13 protein-coding genes and 6 pseudogenes are annotated in these 19782 nt (G+C 63.1%); 3 read left to right on the top strand and 16 right to left on the bottom strand.

Translation table 11 applies throughout. The annotated features are described in order from the left end of the window. The 8 genes from ACX3P1_RS26140 to ACX3P1_RS26105 all read right to left on the bottom strand — a co-directional run. Positions 1 to 420 (bottom strand): IS630 transposase-related protein (locus ACX3P1_RS26140; RefSeq protein ID WP_459082473.1); only part of this gene is annotated, 420 nt, incomplete at its 3' end. Positions 421 to 510: 90 nt separating this feature from the next. Then, on the bottom strand, positions 511 to 993 hold the full coding sequence (locus ACX3P1_RS26135) for a nuclear transport factor 2 family protein (RefSeq protein ID WP_459082472.1): 483 nt from the start codon (positions 991 to 993) through the stop codon (positions 511 to 513). A gap of 12 nt (positions 994 to 1005) precedes the next feature. Further along, positions 1006 to 2382, bottom strand: coding sequence for an amidase (locus tag ACX3P1_RS26130; protein WP_459082471.1), 1377 nt, complete (start codon positions 2380 to 2382; stop codon positions 1006 to 1008). Between the two features lie 382 nt (positions 2383 to 2764). After that, positions 2765 to 3295 carry a PPC domain-containing DNA-binding protein gene (locus ACX3P1_RS26125; protein ID WP_459082470.1) on the bottom strand — a complete coding sequence of 177 codons (531 nt, stop codon included), beginning with the start codon at positions 3293 to 3295 and terminating at the stop codon, positions 2765 to 2767. After that, entirely contained in the window at positions 3288 to 5042 is a 1755-nt protein-coding gene (locus ACX3P1_RS26120) for a hydantoinase B/oxoprolinase family protein (RefSeq protein WP_459082469.1), read from the bottom strand. Before ACX3P1_RS26120 ends, ACX3P1_RS26125 begins: the two co-directional genes overlap by 8 nt. Next, positions 5035 to 7065: a hydantoinase/oxoprolinase family protein gene (locus tag ACX3P1_RS26115; RefSeq protein WP_459082468.1), complete on the bottom strand. Its 2031-nt coding sequence runs from the start codon at positions 7063 to 7065 to the stop codon at positions 5035 to 5037. Before ACX3P1_RS26115 ends, ACX3P1_RS26120 begins: the two co-directional genes overlap by 8 nt. Positions 7066 to 7158: 93 nt before the next feature. Beyond that, on the bottom strand, positions 7159 to 8226 hold the full coding sequence (locus tag ACX3P1_RS26110; RefSeq protein WP_459082467.1) for a LacI family DNA-binding transcriptional regulator: 1068 nt from the start codon (positions 8224 to 8226) through the stop codon (positions 7159 to 7161). A 64-nt stretch (positions 8227 to 8290) separates the two neighbouring features. After that, positions 8291 to 9061 (bottom strand): HpcH/HpaI aldolase family protein, encoded by a 771-nt coding sequence (locus ACX3P1_RS26105; protein WP_459082466.1) that lies wholly within the window; start codon positions 9059 to 9061, stop codon positions 8291 to 8293. Positions 9062 to 9788: 727 nt separating this feature from the next. Here ACX3P1_RS26105 and ACX3P1_RS26100 point away from each other — a divergent pair. Next, positions 9789 to 10148 (top strand): annotated as a pseudogene (locus tag ACX3P1_RS26100) (IS110 family transposase); the annotation flags it as partial. A 48-nt stretch (positions 10149 to 10196) separates the two neighbouring features. Here the strand turns inward: ACX3P1_RS26100 and ACX3P1_RS26095 are convergent. After that, a pseudogene (locus ACX3P1_RS26095) lies at positions 10197 to 10372 on the bottom strand (IS110 family transposase); the annotation flags it as partial. 184 nt (positions 10373 to 10556) lie between these two features. Between ACX3P1_RS26095 and ACX3P1_RS26090 the strand changes: the two are divergent. After that, positions 10557 to 11107: pseudogene (locus ACX3P1_RS26090) on the top strand (IS6 family transposase). On the opposite strand, the gene ACX3P1_RS26085 reads toward ACX3P1_RS26090, so the two are convergent. The 6 genes and pseudogenes from ACX3P1_RS26085 to ACX3P1_RS26060 all read right to left on the bottom strand — a co-directional run bounded on the left by ACX3P1_RS26085 (position 10988) and on the right by ACX3P1_RS26060 (position 17908). After that, positions 10988 to 11464, bottom strand: a complete 477-nt coding sequence (locus ACX3P1_RS26085) for a hypothetical protein (RefSeq protein ID WP_459082474.1) — start codon at positions 11462 to 11464, stop codon at positions 10988 to 10990. The pseudogene ACX3P1_RS26090 and the gene ACX3P1_RS26085 sit on opposite strands and share 120 nt — an antisense overlap. 223 nt (positions 11465 to 11687) lie before the next feature. Further along, positions 11688 to 13286 (bottom strand): AMP-binding protein, encoded by a 1599-nt coding sequence (locus tag ACX3P1_RS26080; protein WP_459082465.1) that lies wholly within the window; start codon positions 13284 to 13286, stop codon positions 11688 to 11690. Between the two features lie 137 nt (positions 13287 to 13423). Further along, positions 13424 to 14605, bottom strand: a complete 1182-nt coding sequence (gene bktB / locus ACX3P1_RS26075; RefSeq protein WP_459082464.1) for a beta-ketothiolase BktB — start codon at positions 14603 to 14605, stop codon at positions 13424 to 13426. Between the two features lie 94 nt (positions 14606 to 14699). Further along, positions 14700 to 15728 carry a phosphotransferase family protein gene (locus tag ACX3P1_RS26070; RefSeq protein ID WP_459082463.1) on the bottom strand — a complete coding sequence of 343 codons (1029 nt, stop codon included), beginning with the start codon at positions 15726 to 15728 and terminating at the stop codon, positions 14700 to 14702. Positions 15729 to 15750: 22 nt separating this feature from the next. Beyond that, the gene (locus ACX3P1_RS26065; RefSeq protein WP_459082462.1) at positions 15751 to 16968 is read right to left on the bottom strand and encodes an acyl-CoA dehydrogenase family protein; all 1218 of its coding nucleotides are present in this window, start codon (positions 16966 to 16968) and stop codon (positions 15751 to 15753) included. A gap of 8 nt (positions 16969 to 16976) precedes the next feature. Further along, positions 16977 to 17908: pseudogene (locus ACX3P1_RS26060) on the bottom strand (YeiH family protein). Positions 17909 to 18308: 400 nt separating this feature from the next. Between ACX3P1_RS26060 and ACX3P1_RS26055 the strand changes: the two are divergent. Further along, a pseudogene (locus ACX3P1_RS26055) lies at positions 18309 to 18644 on the top strand (transposase); the annotation flags it as partial. Here ACX3P1_RS26055 and ACX3P1_RS26050 read toward each other — a convergent pair. Continuing rightward, a pseudogene (locus ACX3P1_RS26050) lies at positions 18600 to 19623 on the bottom strand (DUF1403 family protein). The pseudogenes ACX3P1_RS26055 and ACX3P1_RS26050 overlap by 45 nt on opposite strands. Positions 19624 to 19782 lie beyond the last annotated feature (159 nt).

Raw genomic sequence — 19782 nt, 5'->3', positions numbered from 1 at the left:
GTTGTCCGTCGAACCATTCTTCTCGCGCCGCCAGAACATCTGGGCGCTGCTGTTCGGCCGCGTGCGCCGTCTTTTTTTGTACGTGATGCCTCGCTTTGCGAAGAACTGGTGGACCGTCGTCAGGCTGGCTTTGACCCCGCGCTCTGCTGCCAGATGCTCGGCGATCTCAGCAAGCGTGATGTCCCGATCATCGGTATCCACCAAGTCGAGAATAAACGTCTCGTGCGCGTCCAGCTTCGAGATTCTCGGCTTTCCCTGCCGGCCAGGTTCCAGGCTGCCGCTCGAACACCAAGTCCGATACCACGCGCCAGACGTCGAAATCCCAATCGAGAACCGACGCGCGGCCTCACGCGTCGACAGACCGGCCTCTATCGCTTCGACCACGCGCTTTCGCAAATCCAGACTGTAGGATCGCGCCATTCCAATGCTCCGTCCCCAAATCACTGCTATCAGGGAATCAGAACAAGCCGGTCAATGCAAACTCGCGACTCCGATTAAGGAAAAACCGCTCTAGGTTTTGCTGCCGGACGCGAAATCGACCCATGCAACGCCTGGAACGGTAAGGCGCTGGAGCTGGACCTTCAGCGTCTCGATGAGCCACATGCCGTCGACACGGCGATAGGTTTCGTCGTAGCGACCGACTTGGAAGGCCGCGAAACGGCCCCCCTCGCCCCCCATCTCGCAAGGCATCAGCATACGCCAGATGCCGGTAGCTTGGTCGCCGTCTACCTCGATGATTGAATTGGTGACGAGATGTGCCGCGTAGGGAATGCGCGCCGACGCCTGCACGAAGAAGGCGTGGATCGCGGCGCGGCCTCGATGGACACCCCGTACAGGGCCAGCGTCCCACACTGCATCCTCGGTGAACAGCGGCGCCAGCGCGTCGGGATCGTAGTCCCGGTCGCAATGCAGGCAGTAGAGCGCCTTCAGATGACGGATCGCCTCTAGGGCCTCGAGGCGTTCGATGCTCGTCTGAAAGGATGTGTCGGACATGGCGCGTGACTTTCAGAGCCGGAGGTCGCGAAGGATGGGTGGCTGTGCCAGGTGCCAGTCTGTGGCGCACTGGTAGGCCTGGCCGATCAGGAACAGCGTATCCTCCCGCCACCAAGGCGCGACCACCGAGAGGCCGCAGGGCATGCCGGCCTCGGCCAGGCCTACCGGCATAGACAGCATCGGCACCTGGGCCAGCGACCAGGGATAGAGGAACACGGCCAGCCGCCGCGTCGCGGTCGTGGTGCCCATCACGTTGGCGAGGGTCGGCGCGACGACAGGCGTGGTGGGGTGCACGATGGCGTCGATCCCTTCGAATGCTGCTCTCACGGTCCACTGCCAGATCCGCATCTGCGCCATGCCCTCGGCGTAATCCATGCCGGTGAAGGCGCGGCCGAGCTTCTGGAGTCGGTCGCGCGTGTCCACGCCGAGACGGTGGCCATGGCTATCGAAGGTCGTCCGGTGCTCGTAGGCGCAGTCCGTGTGAAAGAGCTTCTCGAAGAAGCGGGGCGTATCGGCTGCGCCCGGGAGATCGATAGGCCTGGTCTGCGCCCCCAATTCTTTTAGCTTGGCGATGGCCGCGCGCGTCGCGGCTTCGACGCCGGGATCAACGCCATCGAAGAAATAGTCCGTCGGAATGCCGATGCGCAGCCCGTCAAGCCGGTCGCCAGACCGGGGAGGCATGGCCGCGATCGCGTGGTCGGACGAAAACGGATCCTGCGGATCGTGGCCGGCGATCGCCCCGAACACGGCCGCCACCTCGATAACGCCGCGCGCCATGGGACTGATCGTGTCGAAGTGGTTGCTGACCGGCGTGACCCCGCGATTGGGGATCGCGCCGCTAGTCGGACGCAGCCCCGTCAAGCCGCAGAGCGAGGCCGGCAGGCGCCCGGAGCCGGCTGTGTCAGTGCCCAGCGACACGCAGGACATGCCCGCCGCGACGGCCGAACCCGAGCCTCCGCTGGAGCCTCCGGGGATGCGCTCCGGGTCCCAGGGGTTGCGGCAGGAGCCATGGAAGGGGTTTTGCGTCGTACCGCCATAAGCATATTCGTGCAAATTGTTCTTGCCGATGATGATGGCCCCGGCCACCTTCAGTCGCCGCACGATCTCGGCGTCCTCGACCGGCACGAAGTCGCGGTCGATGTCGGAGCCGTTGGTTGTGCGCACGCCGGCCGTGTGGATCACGTCCTTCAGCGAGACCGTTAGCCCCGCCAGCGTGCCGCTCCACCGGCCGGCCGCCGACTTTGCGTCCTGCTCGGCCGCGACGCGGCGCGCGTCGTCCGCCGTCACGGTTATCATAGCCCGGAGGCGGTCGTTGAGCGCCTCCGTAGCCGCGAGGCGCTTCTCGACCAGTGCCGAGGCTCCTCCCGGCACTTGCAACGGTGTTGTCATCGTCGTCACTCCAGCATGTAACCGACGCCGCTCGACGGTGCGACGGCGCGCATCTGCTCCTGCAGACGCGGTGGGATGAATATGCTGTTCGCCAGCAGTTCCTCGAGGGCGAGCCGCTCTGGGTCGCCTACGATTATGACGGGCTGGGCCGCGTCGGCGGGCGTGCATTCCAGTCGTCCAGGTTTACGAAGTAGACGACGGGTACGATGGCCATGAAGGCGCAAAGATCGGGGCTCGACGCCGATAGCGCGGTCATTCCAGCGCGCCCAGTATGAAGGCGACCGTCAGCAGCAGGTTTCTCATGATCCGTTTCCCCTTGTCATTCCGGATCGCTCGGCGGACCATCCGCCGGACGCGATTGGCGTCGCCAGGAGTGGGTAGGCTATTCTTGGACGAGTTCGTGGATTGGGATTCCGCGAGGATAGCGCTCGGTGCGCTCGGCCGAAACCTTGAAATTCAACTGCGCGCCCTCGGTCTTGGCGAGCACGATCGTGAAGTGCGACTTCGGGTGAAGAGAGCGCACGATGCAGCCCTTGATGAGGTGACCCATATAGGTCTTGCCGGCATGGGTAACCGTCAGGTGGATGTGGAGGTTCGGCGCACCTGCCTCGTAGAGGATACCGCTCGTGCCCTCCGAGTCGTAGGTGTCGAGGGTCACGCCGATCGTGCCGATACCCTGTGCCTCCATCATGCCCTCCAGTTCGAGGACACCGGGTGGTGTATCGACGTCAACGGCATTGACGGGCATCGACAGCCTCGCCTTGCGCAACCCACCGACGATGTTGAGGACTACCCCCGAGCGAATGTTCTCTCGGCCGCAAATCTCCATGATCTCGTCATAGAGGTCCCCGTCCGGCGCAAGCTGCGCCCAGATGATCTCGCCCATCCGTGCCTTGGCAATCACGTCAACCATGGTGTGTCTCCTTCTCCTTGTTCTTGTTCCCGGCAGCCTCGCTCGCTCCATCGGGGCGCGGCGCGGCCGGCCCGGCCGAAACCGCAGCGTCGGCCGGGAAGTTCTCGGACGCGAATTCCGGCGTCATGAAGCCGAAGGCCAGATCACGAGCGATGAGGTCGGGGTGGCGCTGCGATGCGAGGCCGAAACCGCCGCCGCCGGGCGTCAGGCAGGCGAAGCTGTCACCGGTGGCCAGTTCGACGCCCTCGTCCTTGGCCAGTAGCGGCGGGCGATAGGCCTCGCCGCCGATGGTCATCTCGATTACGGTGCGGCCAGCCCCGCCGCCCCCCTCGATGCCGTAGGGGCTGCGCGTCGCACGGTCGCCCAGCACCGAAAGGCGCGCCTCGCCGCGCAGCAGCGTCAGCTTGTAGTCGACGCCGAGCCCGCCGCGGTAGCGGCCGACGCCGAACGAATCCGGCCTCAGCGCATAGCGCTCGAACAGAATCGGCGTCTGCTGCTCCACCACCTCCAGAGGCGGCGTCTTGGCGAGTCCCACCGTGCTGCAGGCGTTGGAGATCCCGTCGCCACCCTCGAAGCCACCGGCACCCCCCCCGGAGTAAAAGTAGAAGACATAGTGCTTATCCTGGCCGGGGTCGAAGCCGCCCATCGCGACATTGATCGAGGAGCCGAACGGCGCACCGTGGAGTTCGCCAGGCATGGCCTGCGCCAAGGCGCCAAAGGCGACGTCGACCACGCGCTGCGAAACCTCGGCCGCGCAGCCAGACACTGGCTTGGGATAGCCGACATTCAGGAATGTAGTCTCCGGCACGATGACCTCGAGGGGGTCGAAGCAGCCGGCGTTCATCGGGATGTCGGGATAGAGGTGTTTGATGGCGACGTAGACGGCCGACGCCGTGGTGGCGATGACCGAGTTCATCGGACCGCGGCACGGCGCGGAAGAGCGCGAGAAGTCGAAGACCAGCCGGTCTGCGTCCACGGTCAGATCGAGACGGATCCACAGCGGCTTGGCCTCGATGCCGTCATTGTCGATCGCGTCTTCGAAGGCGTAGCGCCCCGGCCTCAGCTTTCCGATGCGGTCGCGAACGAGCTTGGAGGAGGTGTCGCGCAACTGCCCGATGGCCTGCCGGATCGTCGGCAGGCCATAATCGGCGATGAGCTTCTCCACCTGCGTCTGGCCGGCCTTTAGCGAGGCAATCTGCGCCTGTAGGTCGCCGACGCGCTGTTCCGGAACGCGCACATTATCGAGGATGAGCTGCAGCAATTCCTCGTCGAGGACGCCGGCCTTGACGATGCGCAGCCCGCCAAGGCGTAGGCCCTCCTGCTGGACTTCCACCGCCTGGGTGACGAAGCCCCCTGGCACGCTACCGCCGATGTCGGGCCAGTGGCCGCTGGAGCCAAGCAGGCAGAACATCTCCCCCTCGATGAAGATTGGCATCAGCAGCTTCACGTCCATGAGGTGCGTGCCGCCGAGATAGGGGTCGTTGATGATGTAGATGTCGCCGGCCGTATGACCGTTCTTGCGCGCGATTGTCGCGGCGGCGAATTGCATGGCGCCGACATGGATCGGCATGCCCGTATTGCCCTGCGCCACCAGCCGGCCGCCGATGGGAGAGAAGATGCCCGATGCGCGGTCGCGGCCCTCCGAGATGATCGGCGAGAAGGCAGCGCGATCGAGGATGAGGTCCATCTCCTCGGTGATCTGCTGCAGGCGGTGGTGGAGCACCGTGAGGGTGATAGGATCAAGCATCGGAGGCTCCCCCGAAGACGAGTTCGAGATTGCCCATGGCGTCGATGCCGCCGGTCCAACCCGGCGACACGGCGGTCGTGGTGTCGGATTGGTCGACGCGAGCCGGACCCTTGATGATGCCATCGCGCGGGATCGCCCAGCGGTCGTAGACCGGGGCCTCGTGCCAGGCGCCGGCGAAGCGCATGCGCGCCGTGCCGGTGCGGGCGAGTTCCGCGCCGCCCGTCTCCGGCACGGGGATCTGCAGCGCGACCGCCTTGTCGGATTCCACCAGCGCGCGGATGCGCAGATTGACCAGCCGGACCGGGAGGCCCGACACCTTGACGGAAAAGGTGCTGCGGTAGCCAGCCTCGAACAGTTCGGCTAGCGTGGAAGGCTCCACGTCGGGGCCCGGCAGCGGCACGATCAGGCGGTGCGTCTGGCCTTCGTACTGCAGGGCAGCCTCGTGGATAAGCCGGATGGCCGAGCGCTCGACGCCCTCCTCGTCCAGCACCGAGAAGATGCGCTCCGCCATGCGGTCGAACAGGCAGGCGATCGTCGCTCGATCGATCTGGTCGACGCGCTTCAGAACGCTCCAGGTGTCGTCGTAGCGCACACCCGCTAGGATGCAGCCGACGGCCGAGAACACGCCTGGCCATGGCGGCACCACCACCGACCCGATCTCCAGCACCTCGGCGATCGAGCAGGCATGGACGGGACCGGCGCCGCCGAAGGGCAGCAGGCTGAACTTGCGCGGATCGAGTCCGCGGTCGAGCGAGACGCTGCGGATCGCGTTGGCCATCAGAAGGTCGGCCACGCGCAGAACTGCCTCGGCGGCACCCTCGGCGTCGAGGCCGAGCTTGGCGCCAAGGGTTGCGAACGCTTGGCGCGCCGCCTCGACATGGGCACCGGATCCCGGGCGAATGCGCTCGATGTCGATGCGGCCGAGCATGGCGTTCGCGTCGGCGACGGTAGGCTCCGTGCCGCCGCTGCCATAGCAGATCGGGCCCGGAATGGAGCCGGCGCTTTCAGGCCCCACCTGCAGAAGCCCGCCCGCATCGACGCGGGCGATGCTGCCACCGCCGGCACCGATGGTCTCGATATCGATCATCGGGATCCGCGACGGGATGCCGTAGGAGATCTCCTTCTGCTCGGCGAGCATCGGCTCTCCCGCCATTACCAGCCCGACGTCGAAGGAGGTGCCGCCCATGTCGGCGGAGATCAGGTTACGGCCGAGCGTACGGCTAATCCAGCTGGAGGCCATCATGCCACCCGCGGGACCCGAAAGCACGCAGCGGCAAGCCGCACGCGCCGAATTGGCTGCGTTGAGCACGCCGCCATTTGACTGCATGACGCGAAAGGGACCGGTGAAGCCCGCGCCGCGCAGTTCGGTCTCGACGCGTTCCAGATAGCGCGATAGGAGTGGCTGCAGATAGGCGTTGATGACAGTGGTGGAGGTGCGCTCGAACTCACCGATCTCCGGCAGAACCTCATGGCTCAGCGAGATGAAGACGCCGCGCGCGGTATCCTCGATAATGCGCCGGCAGGCCTGCTCGTTCTCGGAGTTGGTGTAGCTGTGGAGGAAGACGACCGCAATAGATTCGACACCCTTAGCGACGAGGGCGCCGACGGCCGCGCGAACCGCGACCTCGTCGAGCGGGACGCGGATATGACCGGTTGCCTCGGTGCGCTCTGGCACGTCGACGCGCCTGTCGCGCGTGATCAGCGGCTCGAAAGTGCCCTTCATGCCATAGGGCGTGGGCCGCGTGCGGCGGCCGAGCTCGAGAAGGTCGCGGAAGCCGTGGGTCGCGAGCAGGCCTGTACGGGCACCCTTGCGCTCCAGCAGCGCGTTGGTCCCGACGGTCGTGCCATGGGCCACGAAGCGCAGCAACGCTATGTCGGCCAGCGACTTCAGCCCGGCGACGAAGCCTTCGGCCTGATTTCGCGTCGTCGCCACCTTGCCGACGCTGACCTGTCCGGTCGCCTCGTCAACGAGGCAGATATCGGTAAATGTGCCGCCAACGTCGACACCCGCAACCAGGCTCATATCTCCTCCAAGCTCACGCGATGAGTGTTATCGATAACATAAATCACTCACCGCGCAACCCGTGGTCAGAAAATTTCTATTATCAGGAAATATTCAGGCGCTTTCGCGGCGCACGATCGAGAAGCCGCAATCGATGACGGACGGGCCGTCATAGGTGCCGGCGATACGCTTCAGGATCACATCGGCGGAAATCCGGCCAATTTCGAAGCGGGGCAGTCGCACAGTCGTCAGCGACGGCACGAGCTCGGCCGCGAGTTCGACGTCGCCGAAGCCGGTGATGGCGATCTCGTCGGGAACCTTTCGGCCCATGCGAAGGGCCTCCATCAGCGCGCCGATGGCGAGCGTATCAGATGCGCAGAGCACCGCATCAACGTCTGGGCGCGCGGCCAGCAACTGGCGCAGGCCCTCGCGGGCGGGCTGCGCGCCAAAGGCCGGCACGCCGATCTCGAGCGATTCGTCTTGCGGCAGGCCGAGCACCGCGCGCGCCTTGCGATAACCGTTGCGGCGGTCCACGGTGCGGTCATTGTTCAGAAAAGCCAGATACATCAATGCGACGCGCCGGTAGCCCCATGCAAAAAGAGACTGGGTCATCTGGTAGGTGGCATCGAAATTAGAGAAGCCGACCGCCAAGTCGAAGGGCTCCTTGGGTAGGGTCCAGAGCTCCACGACCGGCGCGTCGCTGTTCTCGAGTATCGCGCGGGTCCCCACCGTGTGCTCCGAGCCGGTGACCAGGATACCGGCTGGTCGCCAGCCGATCAGTCCCATGAGCTGGGCCTCTTCGATAGCGATGTCGAATTCGGTCTCGCCGAGAAGCAGGTGGTAGCCGTGTTCGGCGAGGCGCCGCGACAGCACCTCAATCATGCCGGAAAAGACCGAGTTCATGACCGTCGGGAACAGCGCGATCACCACCTGGCTGCGCCGCGAAACGAGGCTCCGGGCGGCATAGTTGGGGATGAACCCACTGCGGTGGATCGCCTCCTCCACCCTGTTGCGGGTCTGGGCCGAGACCTTTTCGGGCGTGCGCAGCACCCGCGAGACGGTCATCGCGGTCACGCCGGCCAAGCGGGCAACGTCGGACATGCGGGCCATGCCGCCAGAGGCTGCGGCGCCCGCTCTGAGGCGCGACGCCTTGCGCTGGTCCTTGTCGTCGCCGCGGGCCATGAAGGAGGCTGGGCTTAGCCCGCCGCGCCCAAAGTGGGGCCGGCACTTGCGCCTGCTACCAGTGTCATTCCTTGCCTCGCACGTCCTGAAGCCATTGTCTTGCGGCATTGAAGGCGAGAATTCCATCGGAGGGCGCGAAGAAAACGTTGCAACCCTTGGATTTCCACCGGGCGATCTCGGCGGCGGTGTAGATCCCCATTGCCGTGGCCCTTCCACCCCTGGCGCGGGCAGCGTCCAGTATACGGTCGGTGGCGGCCAACACATCGGCCGATTCCACGTCGCCCGGCGTGCCGTAGGACGAGGCGAGATCAGAACGCCCGATGAGCACCGCATCGACGCCGGGCTCCGCCGACAGGATCCCGTCGATATCGTCCACCCCTGCCCTGTCCTCGACCTGCGCGAATAGCACCAGCCGCTCGTTCTGGGCGCGGCAATGCTCCAGAAAACGGCCGCGATGGGCACCATATCCGGTCATGCGCGTCAGTGTGCAAGTGCCACGGGTCCCCTCCGGTGGGTACAACATGGCGCGCGTCGCGCTGGCCACATGCGCGCCGTTCTGCACGAAGGGCACGACTAGCCCGTCGGCGCCGATCTCCAGGCACTGCAGAATGAGCTTCTCCGAGTTCTCGCTAACGCGGATCAGCACTGGCAGCTTGTGCAGGTTGGCCGCCCGGATCATGTGCTGGATCGTGTTCCAGTCCTTCGGGCTGTGTTCCATGTCGACGATGATGTAGTCCATCCCCGCCAGAGCGAGGATCTCCACCATCTCAGGACTCGCCAGGAAGACGAAGCTTCCCACGACCGTCTCCCCCCTGGCAATTCGTTTCTTCAGCATGTTCGGTTCCCTGCCGCGCGCGGCCTGTGGACTGTGCGCCACTGGCTCGGGCTGGCGTGCACCATGTTATCGCTAAATACGATTCGCGCAATCGCTTATGACTGCCATATCCGTCAACGCAGATGTCACGATGCGTGCTATTGCCCTGCCTTCTGTGTCAACGCCCAGGCCCTTAAGGGTCGCCGACACGCCTCACGTATCTCTGCCCGCCCGATCTCGGAGATGACATTCCGGAGCTCCGTGTTGGGCTCAGGGATCGCCGCGCCATGCAGATCTGGCTCCAAGGGCTCCTTGCCTCGTTCCGATGCTTAATGCGACGTTTTGTCGCACTTGATCTCGGCGTTTCGACAAGTGCGTTGAGTACCGCTATCGCCAGGATGGAGCAGAACCTCGGGTGCGCGCTTATTCAACCACACCACGCGCAGTGTTTCGCTAACCGATGCGGGGCGGAGTTTGTCGAGCAGGTCAGTCCAGCTGCTTTTCACTACATTCACGAGGCGAGACCGCCGCGCGATCGCACCAAGTGACGCCGTCAGACATCCTGCGCATCAACGCCTTTGGCGATCCTGTCATTCGGGCCGGGGCTGGCATCGATCCGGATCATCTTGCCATGGTGCTGCATTCGGTCCGCGCTTGATCCCTACTGGTGATGGTGGATGACACCCGCTCTCCGGCATCAAAGTGTGCCAAAATCGTTGCCGAGGCAACATAAGGGGAGTCACCCACAATGCATCCTACCACCATCGGCATTGATCTCGCCAAGCACGTTTTCCAAGTCCACGGCATTAATGCTGCGGGCACGGTTGTGATCCGCAAGAAGCTCCGGCGATCGGAGGTAAAGCCGTTCTTCGCAAAACTTCCATCATGCCTGGTCGGCGTGGAGGCTTGTGGCACCGCGCACCACTGGGGAAGGGAATTGACGGCGCTTGGCCATGAGGTTCGGCTGATGCCGGCGGGTTACGTCAAACCTTATGTCAAACGCGGCAAAAATGATGAGGTCGACGCCGAGGCGGTGTCCCGGCCGACAATGCGGTTCGTGCCGGTCAAGAGCGCCGAGCAGCAAGCGATCCTGATGCTGCATCGAACCCTGCCGTTCCAACGATGCCTACCTTGAGCCCGAAGTTGCGCAATAGACCAATGGCCCGGCTTCAAGTCCGATCCGAACGAATTGCCACGCGGGATTTCTCAAGGTTTGGACGAGGTCTCCGGGTGGCTGGGGACTTTTATCTCGCGGCAGATCGTACCCGCTTCGTCCAGAACGCATATCGAGGTCTCTTTTACCGAGACGTCCAATCCGGCATAATGTTTCATGCTGCGCTTCCTTTCCTGATGCTTGTGGCTGTTCCAAACAGACCACGTTCTATCATCAGCTCGAAGCGCAGCACCTCTGCACCCAACGTCCGAGATTGGGCTCAAGCCGAATACCCCATCTGTTGCAACGTTTTGAATACCGGCACCGTGGCAAGGAGAGTCTCTGACATTTTCGGAGGATTGAATGTTCAAGGGCCGCCAATTCGACCAGTCGGTGATCCTGCTTTGCGTGCGCTGGTACCTGGCCTACAATCTGAGCTTGCGTGATCTGGAGGAGATGATGGCCGAGCGGGGTATTGCCGTCGATCACACGACCATTCACCGCTGGACCGTCGGTTACGCACCGCTATTGCTGGAGCGCCTGCCGTCGGCCAAGCAGTTCTTCACAAAGGCGCTGGCGCGTCATGGCCGGCCCGACCGCGTCGTCATCGATGGTAGCCAAACCAACCACGAGGCAATCGTTTCCTGTAACACCACAAATCGTTTGCAGGCTCTCGACGCCGACTGAAGCCGATCTAAATCCGCAAGAGTAAGTACCTGAACAACCGTATTGAGCAGGACCATCGGCGTATCAAGCGCCGCATCCGGCCAATGCTTGGCTTCAAATCACAGGCATCAGCGGCGATCATCCTGTCCGGCATCGAAATGGTCCACATGATGCGCAAGCGACAGGCGAGATACGCCTTCAATCCGAGTCCGTCCTTGGCAGAGCAGTTCGCATTTCTTGCCGCATAAGGGCCTCGGACCAGGCCTCTTTGCGCTTCCAGTCATGCCGATCACAATGGGACCATCGGGCACGAGGCTGGTTACAACAATCGACAACAGCCGCGAAGCCAGCGTTCGCGGGTTCCAAAGCGCACGATTGAGAAGCTGATGGTAGACGGCAAAGTTGGTCGCCTCGGCGCGACCGGTGATCCGCAAACAGGCAGTCACTGTACGCTTGCCCGGAGACAAGATCGCTCCCATCGCCAGAACCAGCGAATGGTCCCAACTGGGTGCAGTGAACCAGAAACGAAACGGCGACAGACATTGGCGAAGGATGTGCGGAACGGCATCTCCCGGTCCGACGCGATAATCATTGTGATCGGTCATCCATAGTTTCGAATCCGATCAAACGAAAGAGGCAAGGCAGGCGACTGCGGCGAATTGAATCACCTGGATCAGACGACGGAAAACGAGAGCGCCGAATGCACTATTCTGGCCCGGACGCGGCATATCTGCGCCACCAACAAATCCAAATTCCCGAGGAGTTTTGTACAAAGTCGAGTTAAGGGAAAGCGACTAAAGAACCTTTTCGGTGTGGTTTGTTTTCAAATCAATTCTTAACTGACTCGCGCAGGATGAACTTCTGGATCTTTCCTGTCGCCGTCTTGGGGAGTTCCCGGAATGCGGAGCGCCGGGGCACCTTGAAGCCGGCCAGATGCTGGCGACTGAATGACAGGAGTTCCTCCGCGGTTGCCGATGCGCCGGGCTTGAACTCGATGAAGGCGCAAGGAACCTCGCCCCATTTGTCATCAGGAGCGGCAACCACAGCAGCCAGCAGCACGGCCGGGTGCTGGTGCAGCACGCTCTCGATCTCCAGGCTGGAAATGTTTTCGCCTCCCGAAATGATCACGTCCTTGGACCGATCCTTGATTTCCACATATCCGTCAGCATGCATGACAGCGATATCTCCGGTGTGGAACACGCCGCCCGCAAAGGCCGCTTCGGTGGCGGCCTTGTCTCGATAGTAGCCGGACATCAGCGTGTTTCCCCGCAACACGATTTCCCCCAGCGCGGATCCGTTACGGGCGACGTCGTCGCCCTGTTCATCGACCACCCGAACGCTGCTTGCAGTCACATGCCGGATACCCTGGCGAGCGAGCAGTCGCGCTTTGCTTTGTGCGTCCTTGGCCGCGTCCTTCTCATCAAGAACGCAAAGCGTTGCGGGTCCATAGGATTCAGTCAGCCCATAAAGATGGATGGGATCGAATCCCAGCGAATCCAGTTGCGCAATCAACGCGCTGGTCGGCGAAGCGCCCCCGGTCACTACGGTCAGTCGGCACGTCGCGTCTTTCGTCGCCGCAGCCGGATGGTTGATCATCATGTAGAGCACCACCGGGGCGCAGCTCATATGCGTCACCCCATGGCGCGCGATTGCTGCGAAAATCAGATCGGGATCAACCCGATCCAGACACACATGCAGGCCGCCCGCTGCCGTCACCGCCCAGGTGTGGCACCAGCCGTTGCAATGGAACATCGGCAGGGTCCAGAGATAGACGGACTGATGGATCAAACCTAGCGCCAGCACATTGCCCAGCGCATTCAAGTAAGCGCCTCGATGATGATAGACGACGCCCTTTGGCTTGCCCGTGGTTCCCGACGTATAGTTGAGGCAGATCGGTTGCCACTCGTCTGCAAGCTCCACAGCGTCATCGGGCAAAGCCAGCACGTCTCCATCATCGAGAAAGTCGAGTTCCCCGTCGCCGCTGTTGCCACCAGGTTCGGCGAAGAGGAAAAGCGGCACCGCCGCCGCCAAGGCCGCCTCTTGGGCGGCCGGCAAGCAGGCTGCGTCCGCGATCACGACACGGCTTTCGGAGTGCTCCAATATGTAGCCGACGGTAGCTGCATCCAACCGTGTATTGATCGTATTGAGCACGGCGCCAACCATCGGGACGGCGTAGTGGGCAGCCAGCATTTCGGGGCGGTTCTGCGCGATCACCGAGACAACCTCGCCTGGTTTCACGCCCTCGCGACGCAGGAATGCGACAAACCTCGCGACGATCCTTGAGAATTCCTGGTAGGTCCATACATCGTCGCGCCAAGCAACAGCCGGGCGCTCGGGAAACGCCAAAATCGCTCGCTCCAGGAAGTCCAGCGGAGTTAGCGGGCGATGATTGGCTGCGCGCGCCCTAAGATGGCTTTCAATACGCATTCTGTTCCTCCTCCAAACAATTGTCTAATGGAGGGCCGATCAAGGCACGGCACTCCAAGTTCCTGTTCCCGGCACATGTTCTCGTGTCGAAGCCGACCTCCCCTTTCGGGCACCGCTCCAAGGCCATTCAAAGGCGCCTACCCCGCCTGCACTACCATCGCCATGCCCTGTCCACCGCCGATGCACATGGTAACCAGGCCATAGCCGCCACCCACACGCTGGAGCTCATAGAGAGCCTTTACCGTGAGGATTGCGCCGGTCGCGCCGACCGGGTGGCCGAGCGCGATGGCGCCACCATTCGGGTTCGTGATTTCCGATGGGAAACCCAGCTCGCGCGACACGGCGCACGCCTGCGCGGCAAAGGCTTCATTGGATTCGATCACCTTCAGATCGGCAACGCGGATCCCGGCACGGGCGAGCGCCTTGCGCGTAGCATCTACCGGCCCAAGCCCCATCACCGCCGGATCGATACCGGAATGCGCATAGGCGACGATGCGGCCCAGTATCTCGCGTCCTTCGGATCGCGCCGTTGCTTCCTCCATCAGGACCAGCGCCGCCGCACCATCATTGAGGCCGGAAGCGTTTCCTGCCGTAACGCTGCCTTCCTTTGCAAAAGCCGGACGCAACCCCGAAAGACCTTCGATGGTGACATCGGCTCGAACGTGCTCGTCCTGATCGAAGAAGACAGAACCCTTCTTGCTCTTGATTTCCACGGGAACGATCTGTGCCTTGAACCGTCCCTCGGCAATCGCACTCGCGGCGCGCCGATGGCTTTCGACGGCGAAGCTGTCCTGCTCCTCACGCCCGATGCCGTTTCGCGTCGCGACATTCTCGGCCGTGATGCCCATGTGACCATTGCCGAAGGGATCGGTCAGAACGCCCAAGACCATATCGGTCGCCTTGGAATCGCCGAGGCGCTGGCCGTCGCGAAGCGCCTGCAGCAAGTATCCTCCCCGGCTCATACTCTCGGCGCCGCCCGCGATGGCGCAGTCGGCATCTCCCAGCATGATCGTCTGCGCCGCTGTTATGATCGCCTGCAGGCCGGAGCCGCAGAGCCGGTTGAGCGTCAGGCAGGGGACTTCATTGCCAAGCCCGCCTTCAAGCGCCGCGACGCGGGACAAATATGCGTCACGTGGCTCGCCATGGATGACGTTGCCGAAGACCACGTGACCGACGCGCTCAGGCTCGATACCGGCGCGTGCGACCGCCGCCTCAAGCGCGACCGTTGCCAGCCGGGTGGCTGGCACATCCTTGAGCGAACGCCCGAAAGTGCCGATCGCGGTGCGCGCGGCCGAAACGAAAACCACCTGATTTGTCATTGTTCATCTCCCTGAAGCTGTGCGTCGCGGCCGTTAACGCCGGCACATGGTCCTTTACGCCGCCTCCCAGCGGGCGCTTGCAAACAATTGCGCCTCACCAGGGTCGTGCGCCGTCGATGATTTCCAGCGCTCGGCTGGCGAAGCGGCCGGCCAGCGGTGCGACCTTGGTGGCGTCCGCCGCAGCCGCATTGCCGGCCCGGGCGCGGTCGGCAATGCCGACGAAGATGACGGCGAAGCGGAACAGCGAAAAGACGAGGTGGAACCTTTCGAGTGGCGCCGTGGGCACCGCATGCGCGAAATAATGGTCGAGGAATTCGCGCTGCGTCGGAATGCCGAGTTCCGCGAGGTCGAGACCAAGGATGCCGCCATATTCGTCCGGCGCCGAGTGCCAGGTCATCGAACAGAAGCCTAGATCGGCCAGCGGATGGCCGAGCGTCGACAATTCCCAGTCGAGGATGCCGATCACCTCGGGTTTTTCGCTATGGAACAACAGGTTGCCCAAGCGGAAATCGCCATGCGCGATCGACACGTGGCCATCGTCCTCGGGCACGTGCTGCGGCAACCAGTCGGCCACCGCCTCGAGCGCCGGGATGCGGTCGCCCGGCGATTCCGTCATCTGCTTGGTCCAGCGGGCAATCTGGCGCTCGAAATAATTGCCCGGCCGGCCGTAATCGCCGAGGCCGACGTCGTCCGGCCGCACGGCATGCAGCTTCGCCATCGCTTCGGCCATGCCGAGATAGATGCCGCGCCGTTCGTCAGGCGACAATCCCGGCAGCGAGCAATCATGAAAGACGCGGCCTTCCAGTCGTTCCATCAGATAGAAGGACGTGCCGAGCGGCTCGTCGCCATTGTGATAGAGCACCGGCCCTGGCACCGGCACATCGGTCGGGGCCAAGGCTTCAAGCACCCGATATTCCCGATCGACGGCATGCGCGCCGCGCAGGATCGGCCCCGCTGGTTTCTTGCGCAGCACCATGCGGCGAGCACCGAAATCGACGAAATAGGTCGGGTTGGACTGGCCGCCGCCGATCCGCTCAAGCCTCATTTCGGCATAGCCGAAATGGCCCTTCAGAAAGCGTTGCAGGGCGGCGGGATCGAAGTCCACGTTAATGACACTGGTCATCCTGCCTTCCTTAGGCACCTGCTCACGGCTTCGCCTCGCCTTCGACGTCCCAGCGCCAGAAGCCGGGCCCTTCCTCGTTGAGGAAACGGTTGAGCACCATCTTGTGCACCTCGTCGGCGCCGTCGACCAGCCGCGCCTGACGGGCATAACGGTAGATCCATTCGAGCACCGTGTCCTTGGAATAGCCGCGCGCGCCGTTGATCTGGATCGCCACGTCGGCGGCGTCATGCAGCACGTTGGCGACCTGGACCTTGGCCATCGACACTTCCTTGCGGGCAAAGCCGCCGCGGTCGAGTTCCCACGCCGCTTTCATCACCAGCAAGCGGCCGATCTCGATACGCATGGCAAGATCGCCCAGTTTGAGCTGAATGCTCTCACGGTCGGCAAGCCGCACGCCGAACCCGTAACGCTCGGCGGCATAGGCGCGCGCGATCTCGACGCAGCGCTTGGACAGGCCGAGCCAGCGCATGCAATGGGTGAGCCGCGCGGGCCCAAGCCGAACCTGCGTCACCTTCATGCCCCGGCCCTCGCCGGCAAGCAGGTTTTCGACCGGAATTTCGAGCCCGTCGAACTCCAGCTCGCAATGGCCGCCATGCTCCTCCGGCCCCATGATCTCGATGCGACGCTTGATGCTCCAACTAGGCTGGTCCTTGTGAAACATCAGCGCCGACAGGCCGTGGCGCGGGTCGTCGGAGGTGCGGGCGATCAGGATGAAATGGCTCGCCTCGCCGGCCCCGGTGATGAACCATTTGCGCCCGGTCACGACATAGTTGTTACCGCGTTTCTCGGCGCGGGTGGCGATCATCGACGGATCGGAGCCGCCGCCGGGATGCGGCTCGGTCATGGCGAAGGCCGAGCGCACCTTGCTCTCGACGATCGGCTTCAGCCATTTTTCCTTCTGCTGCGGCGTGCCGAGCGCTTCCAGCACCATCATGTTGCCGTCGTCGGGCGCGGCCGAATTGAAGACGACCGGGCCGAAGATCGAGCGATTCATTTCCTCGTAGCAGACTGCCATGCCCATCTTGCCAAGGCCGGCGCCACCGGTCTCGGGTTTGAGCTGCAGGCACCACAGCCCGCTCGACCGCGCTTTGGCGCGAAGCGTCTCGAGCAGCGGCAGGGCAATGTTGCCGTGCTCGTCATAGGAGGCCTTGTCGGCCTCCAGCGGCAGTATCTCGCGCGCGACGAAATCGGATATGCGGGCGCGATAGTCTTCGACGTGGGCGGGGATGTCAAAATTCATGACGACACTCACAGAGATGAAACGAGATGGCCGCCATCGACCTCGATGGACGAACCGGTGATGTAGCTGCCGGCGGCTGACGCTAGCAGCAGCAACGCGCCGTCGAGCTCCTGCGGCTGGCCGAGCCGGCGCTGCGGGATTCGCTTGATGAGGCCCAGCCCGGCAGCGGAAGCAAAGAACTCGCGGTTGATGTCGGTCTCGATATAGCCTGGGCACAGCGCGTTGAGGCAGATGACGAGCGGTGCCAGCATCATGATACGCGCAAGTTTTGTCACGACCGCGATCTCACCGGCTGCGGCTCCGCCCTGGAACCCCGCGCCAACGACCTGTGCAACCTCATGAACTGATAGACCGATCCAAAGGCCGTAGGTACGATCCGAGATTCCCGCCAGCAGCGCCAGGAACGGAAACAGGAACATGGCGATTGTGCCGAACAGCGTGATGCAGACAACAGCATAGGCGACATCTTTGTCGTCCGCGCCGGTGACGGCATTTGCTGCGGCTATTGCCGACGCCCCACAAACGGAAGTGCCTGCGGCAAGCAGATGCACAGTTGGCGATCGACGTCGAGCTGCCGCCCCATCCACAGCGTGAAGGGAAAAGTGGAGGCCAACCCAAACGCCGCAAAACCTACCCCCCGCACGCCAATGTCGCCGAGTTGTGCAAACGAAATTTGCAGGCCAAGCAGCGCAACGGCTAGACGAAGAAGGCGCTTCCCAGAAAGTGAGATGCCTGACGCCGCCGAAGCGTTGATCCCAACCACATTGGCAAACAACATCCCCACGAAAATCGCCGAGATCATTGGGCTCAGCTGCGACACGAACGGGATATGCCTGAGGCCATAGGCCGATGCTGTGATGACAGCGACCAACACCAGGCCGGGCACATAGCCTGCAAATCTAGTGCCGGCGTTGTCGTTGTAGGTTGTGAAGATTGTCATTTACTGATGCTCGAAATGCCATTTCAAAAAGGCTCTGTATTTTAGCATACCCGGCATTACCGCCTCCATTTGGATTAGACGAACGTTCTAATCGGCATCTACAAACGATCAAACGGAAGCGGCTACGATTTCCAGTGATGAGTGCCGAGGAAACTTTTTAAGCCTGATCCATGGGCATATTTGCGCTCGAGGTGACGGCCATCGCACCGTTGCACGTCGTGGTGAGCGGGGCAGCAAGCTGGCGGGCCGCCGGCTCTGTCATGGGGTACGCTCAGCAGCGATCTGGATATAAAAATGTAGGAGCTTGCTGAGAGATCTCTGAGTGTCCGTTCCAAAAAGGAGTGAGTGATTTCAGCGGGTTGTGATTCAGTCGGATTGCTGAGATTTGACGGAGATCACGGTGGCCTGGACCGAAACCACCCGCCCGCACTATGAGCGGCGCTGCCCGCGCTACGCAAGCGATTTGACCGATGAGGAGTGGGCGTTGATCGAACCGCAGATGCCGTCGCCGAACCGCATCGGGCGACCGCGCAAGACGGACCTGCGCGAAGTGGTAAATGCGCTTTTGTATACGGCCTCTTCGGGCGGTGCGTGGCGGCTTTTGCCGAAGGACTTTCCGCCGTTCTCGACGGTGCAGAAATACTTCTATCGCTGGCGTGACGAGGGCCTGCTTCGGACGATCAACAATGTCTCACAGCCCGTAGATGCGGAAGGTTGGGCGGCCGGACAGTTCGCGCACGCCGCCGAGCTCGACCAGCCGGTCGAACAGGCGGCGCAGGCCGCGGTCGCTCATGCCAGCGATCTTTTCGGAAGCGACGATCGCGTCGCCGGACAAGAGCCTTTCGACGACAATGTCCGCCGCCTTGGTCCTGAGTTTCGGCGCAACGGCAAGAAGCCGATCCGCGCGGCGCTCGAGCTCGGCGGAAAGATCAATCGCGCGCAGCGCAGCCCTGGCCTGCGCGGCAAGCAGACTCTTCGCACGGTCGGATTCATCCTCGATAAGGGCCGCCGCAATGGCAACTTCTGATCGGCGCGGACGGCTGGCACCGATGCCCGTAACCACCTCGACGCCTAGCAGCGGTATGGCATGCGTCCAGCCCAGCCGCTGCGCCAGTAGGGCGTCGGCCAGCCAGGCTCCGATGAAACGCCCGAAGCCATAGCGTTCAGCGACCGCGAAGGCGCCGGTGAGCATCCCTACCACCCCTGCCCCTGCGCCGAGTTGCCGAAGCTCGGTAGCCAGATCGCCGACCGCCTCGTCGTCTGAGGCGTAACCGAACGCCTCCGACACGGCAGCGAGGTTTTTCTCCGTCAGAAGACCCTCGACGGGCGGGGCGGCCAGCCGGCGCCAGCCAAGCAGCAAACGGCCGGCGGGGCCGACGGACAAAAAATCACCCGGTCGCGTCAGCAGTACGGCGTCCCGCAGCGCGGCTTTTCCTCGACGCGGCCCACCTGTTTCACGCTTACCGTCGCGGTGGCAAGCGCAGCCGCTGGCGCCAAGCGCCGGCCCATCGCTCTTCTCGGCGGACCACCGCGTCGAGCGCGCCGATGGCAGCACCGGCGACGAGCGCGATGTCCTCGATCTCTTTGCCGGCAACGGTTTGCGCATCGGCAACGGCGCGGCGCAGCCAGGCCGGCACAGGAACCGACACGGCATGCGGCGCGGCGTCGGCCGGGGCGGTTTGAAGGAGCGCGGAGCGTTCCGGCGAAAGAATCATGGCTGGCAGCGGGGCTTACGGCGGCGCTTTCTACTACATTTCTCGTCCAAAACCGCACCGCCTGTCGCTTATATAAAACGAACGATAATGTTGCCTTATCGTTCGTTATGCCATAGCCTGCGCCAATGGCCCGAAACCTCGATCAAACCCCCGAAAATC

It is taken from the genome of Mesorhizobium sp. A623 (assembly GCF_054489405.1).
The sequence above is the reverse complement of the archived record's forward strand: the minus strand, read 5'-3'. Positions and strand labels throughout refer to the sequence as shown.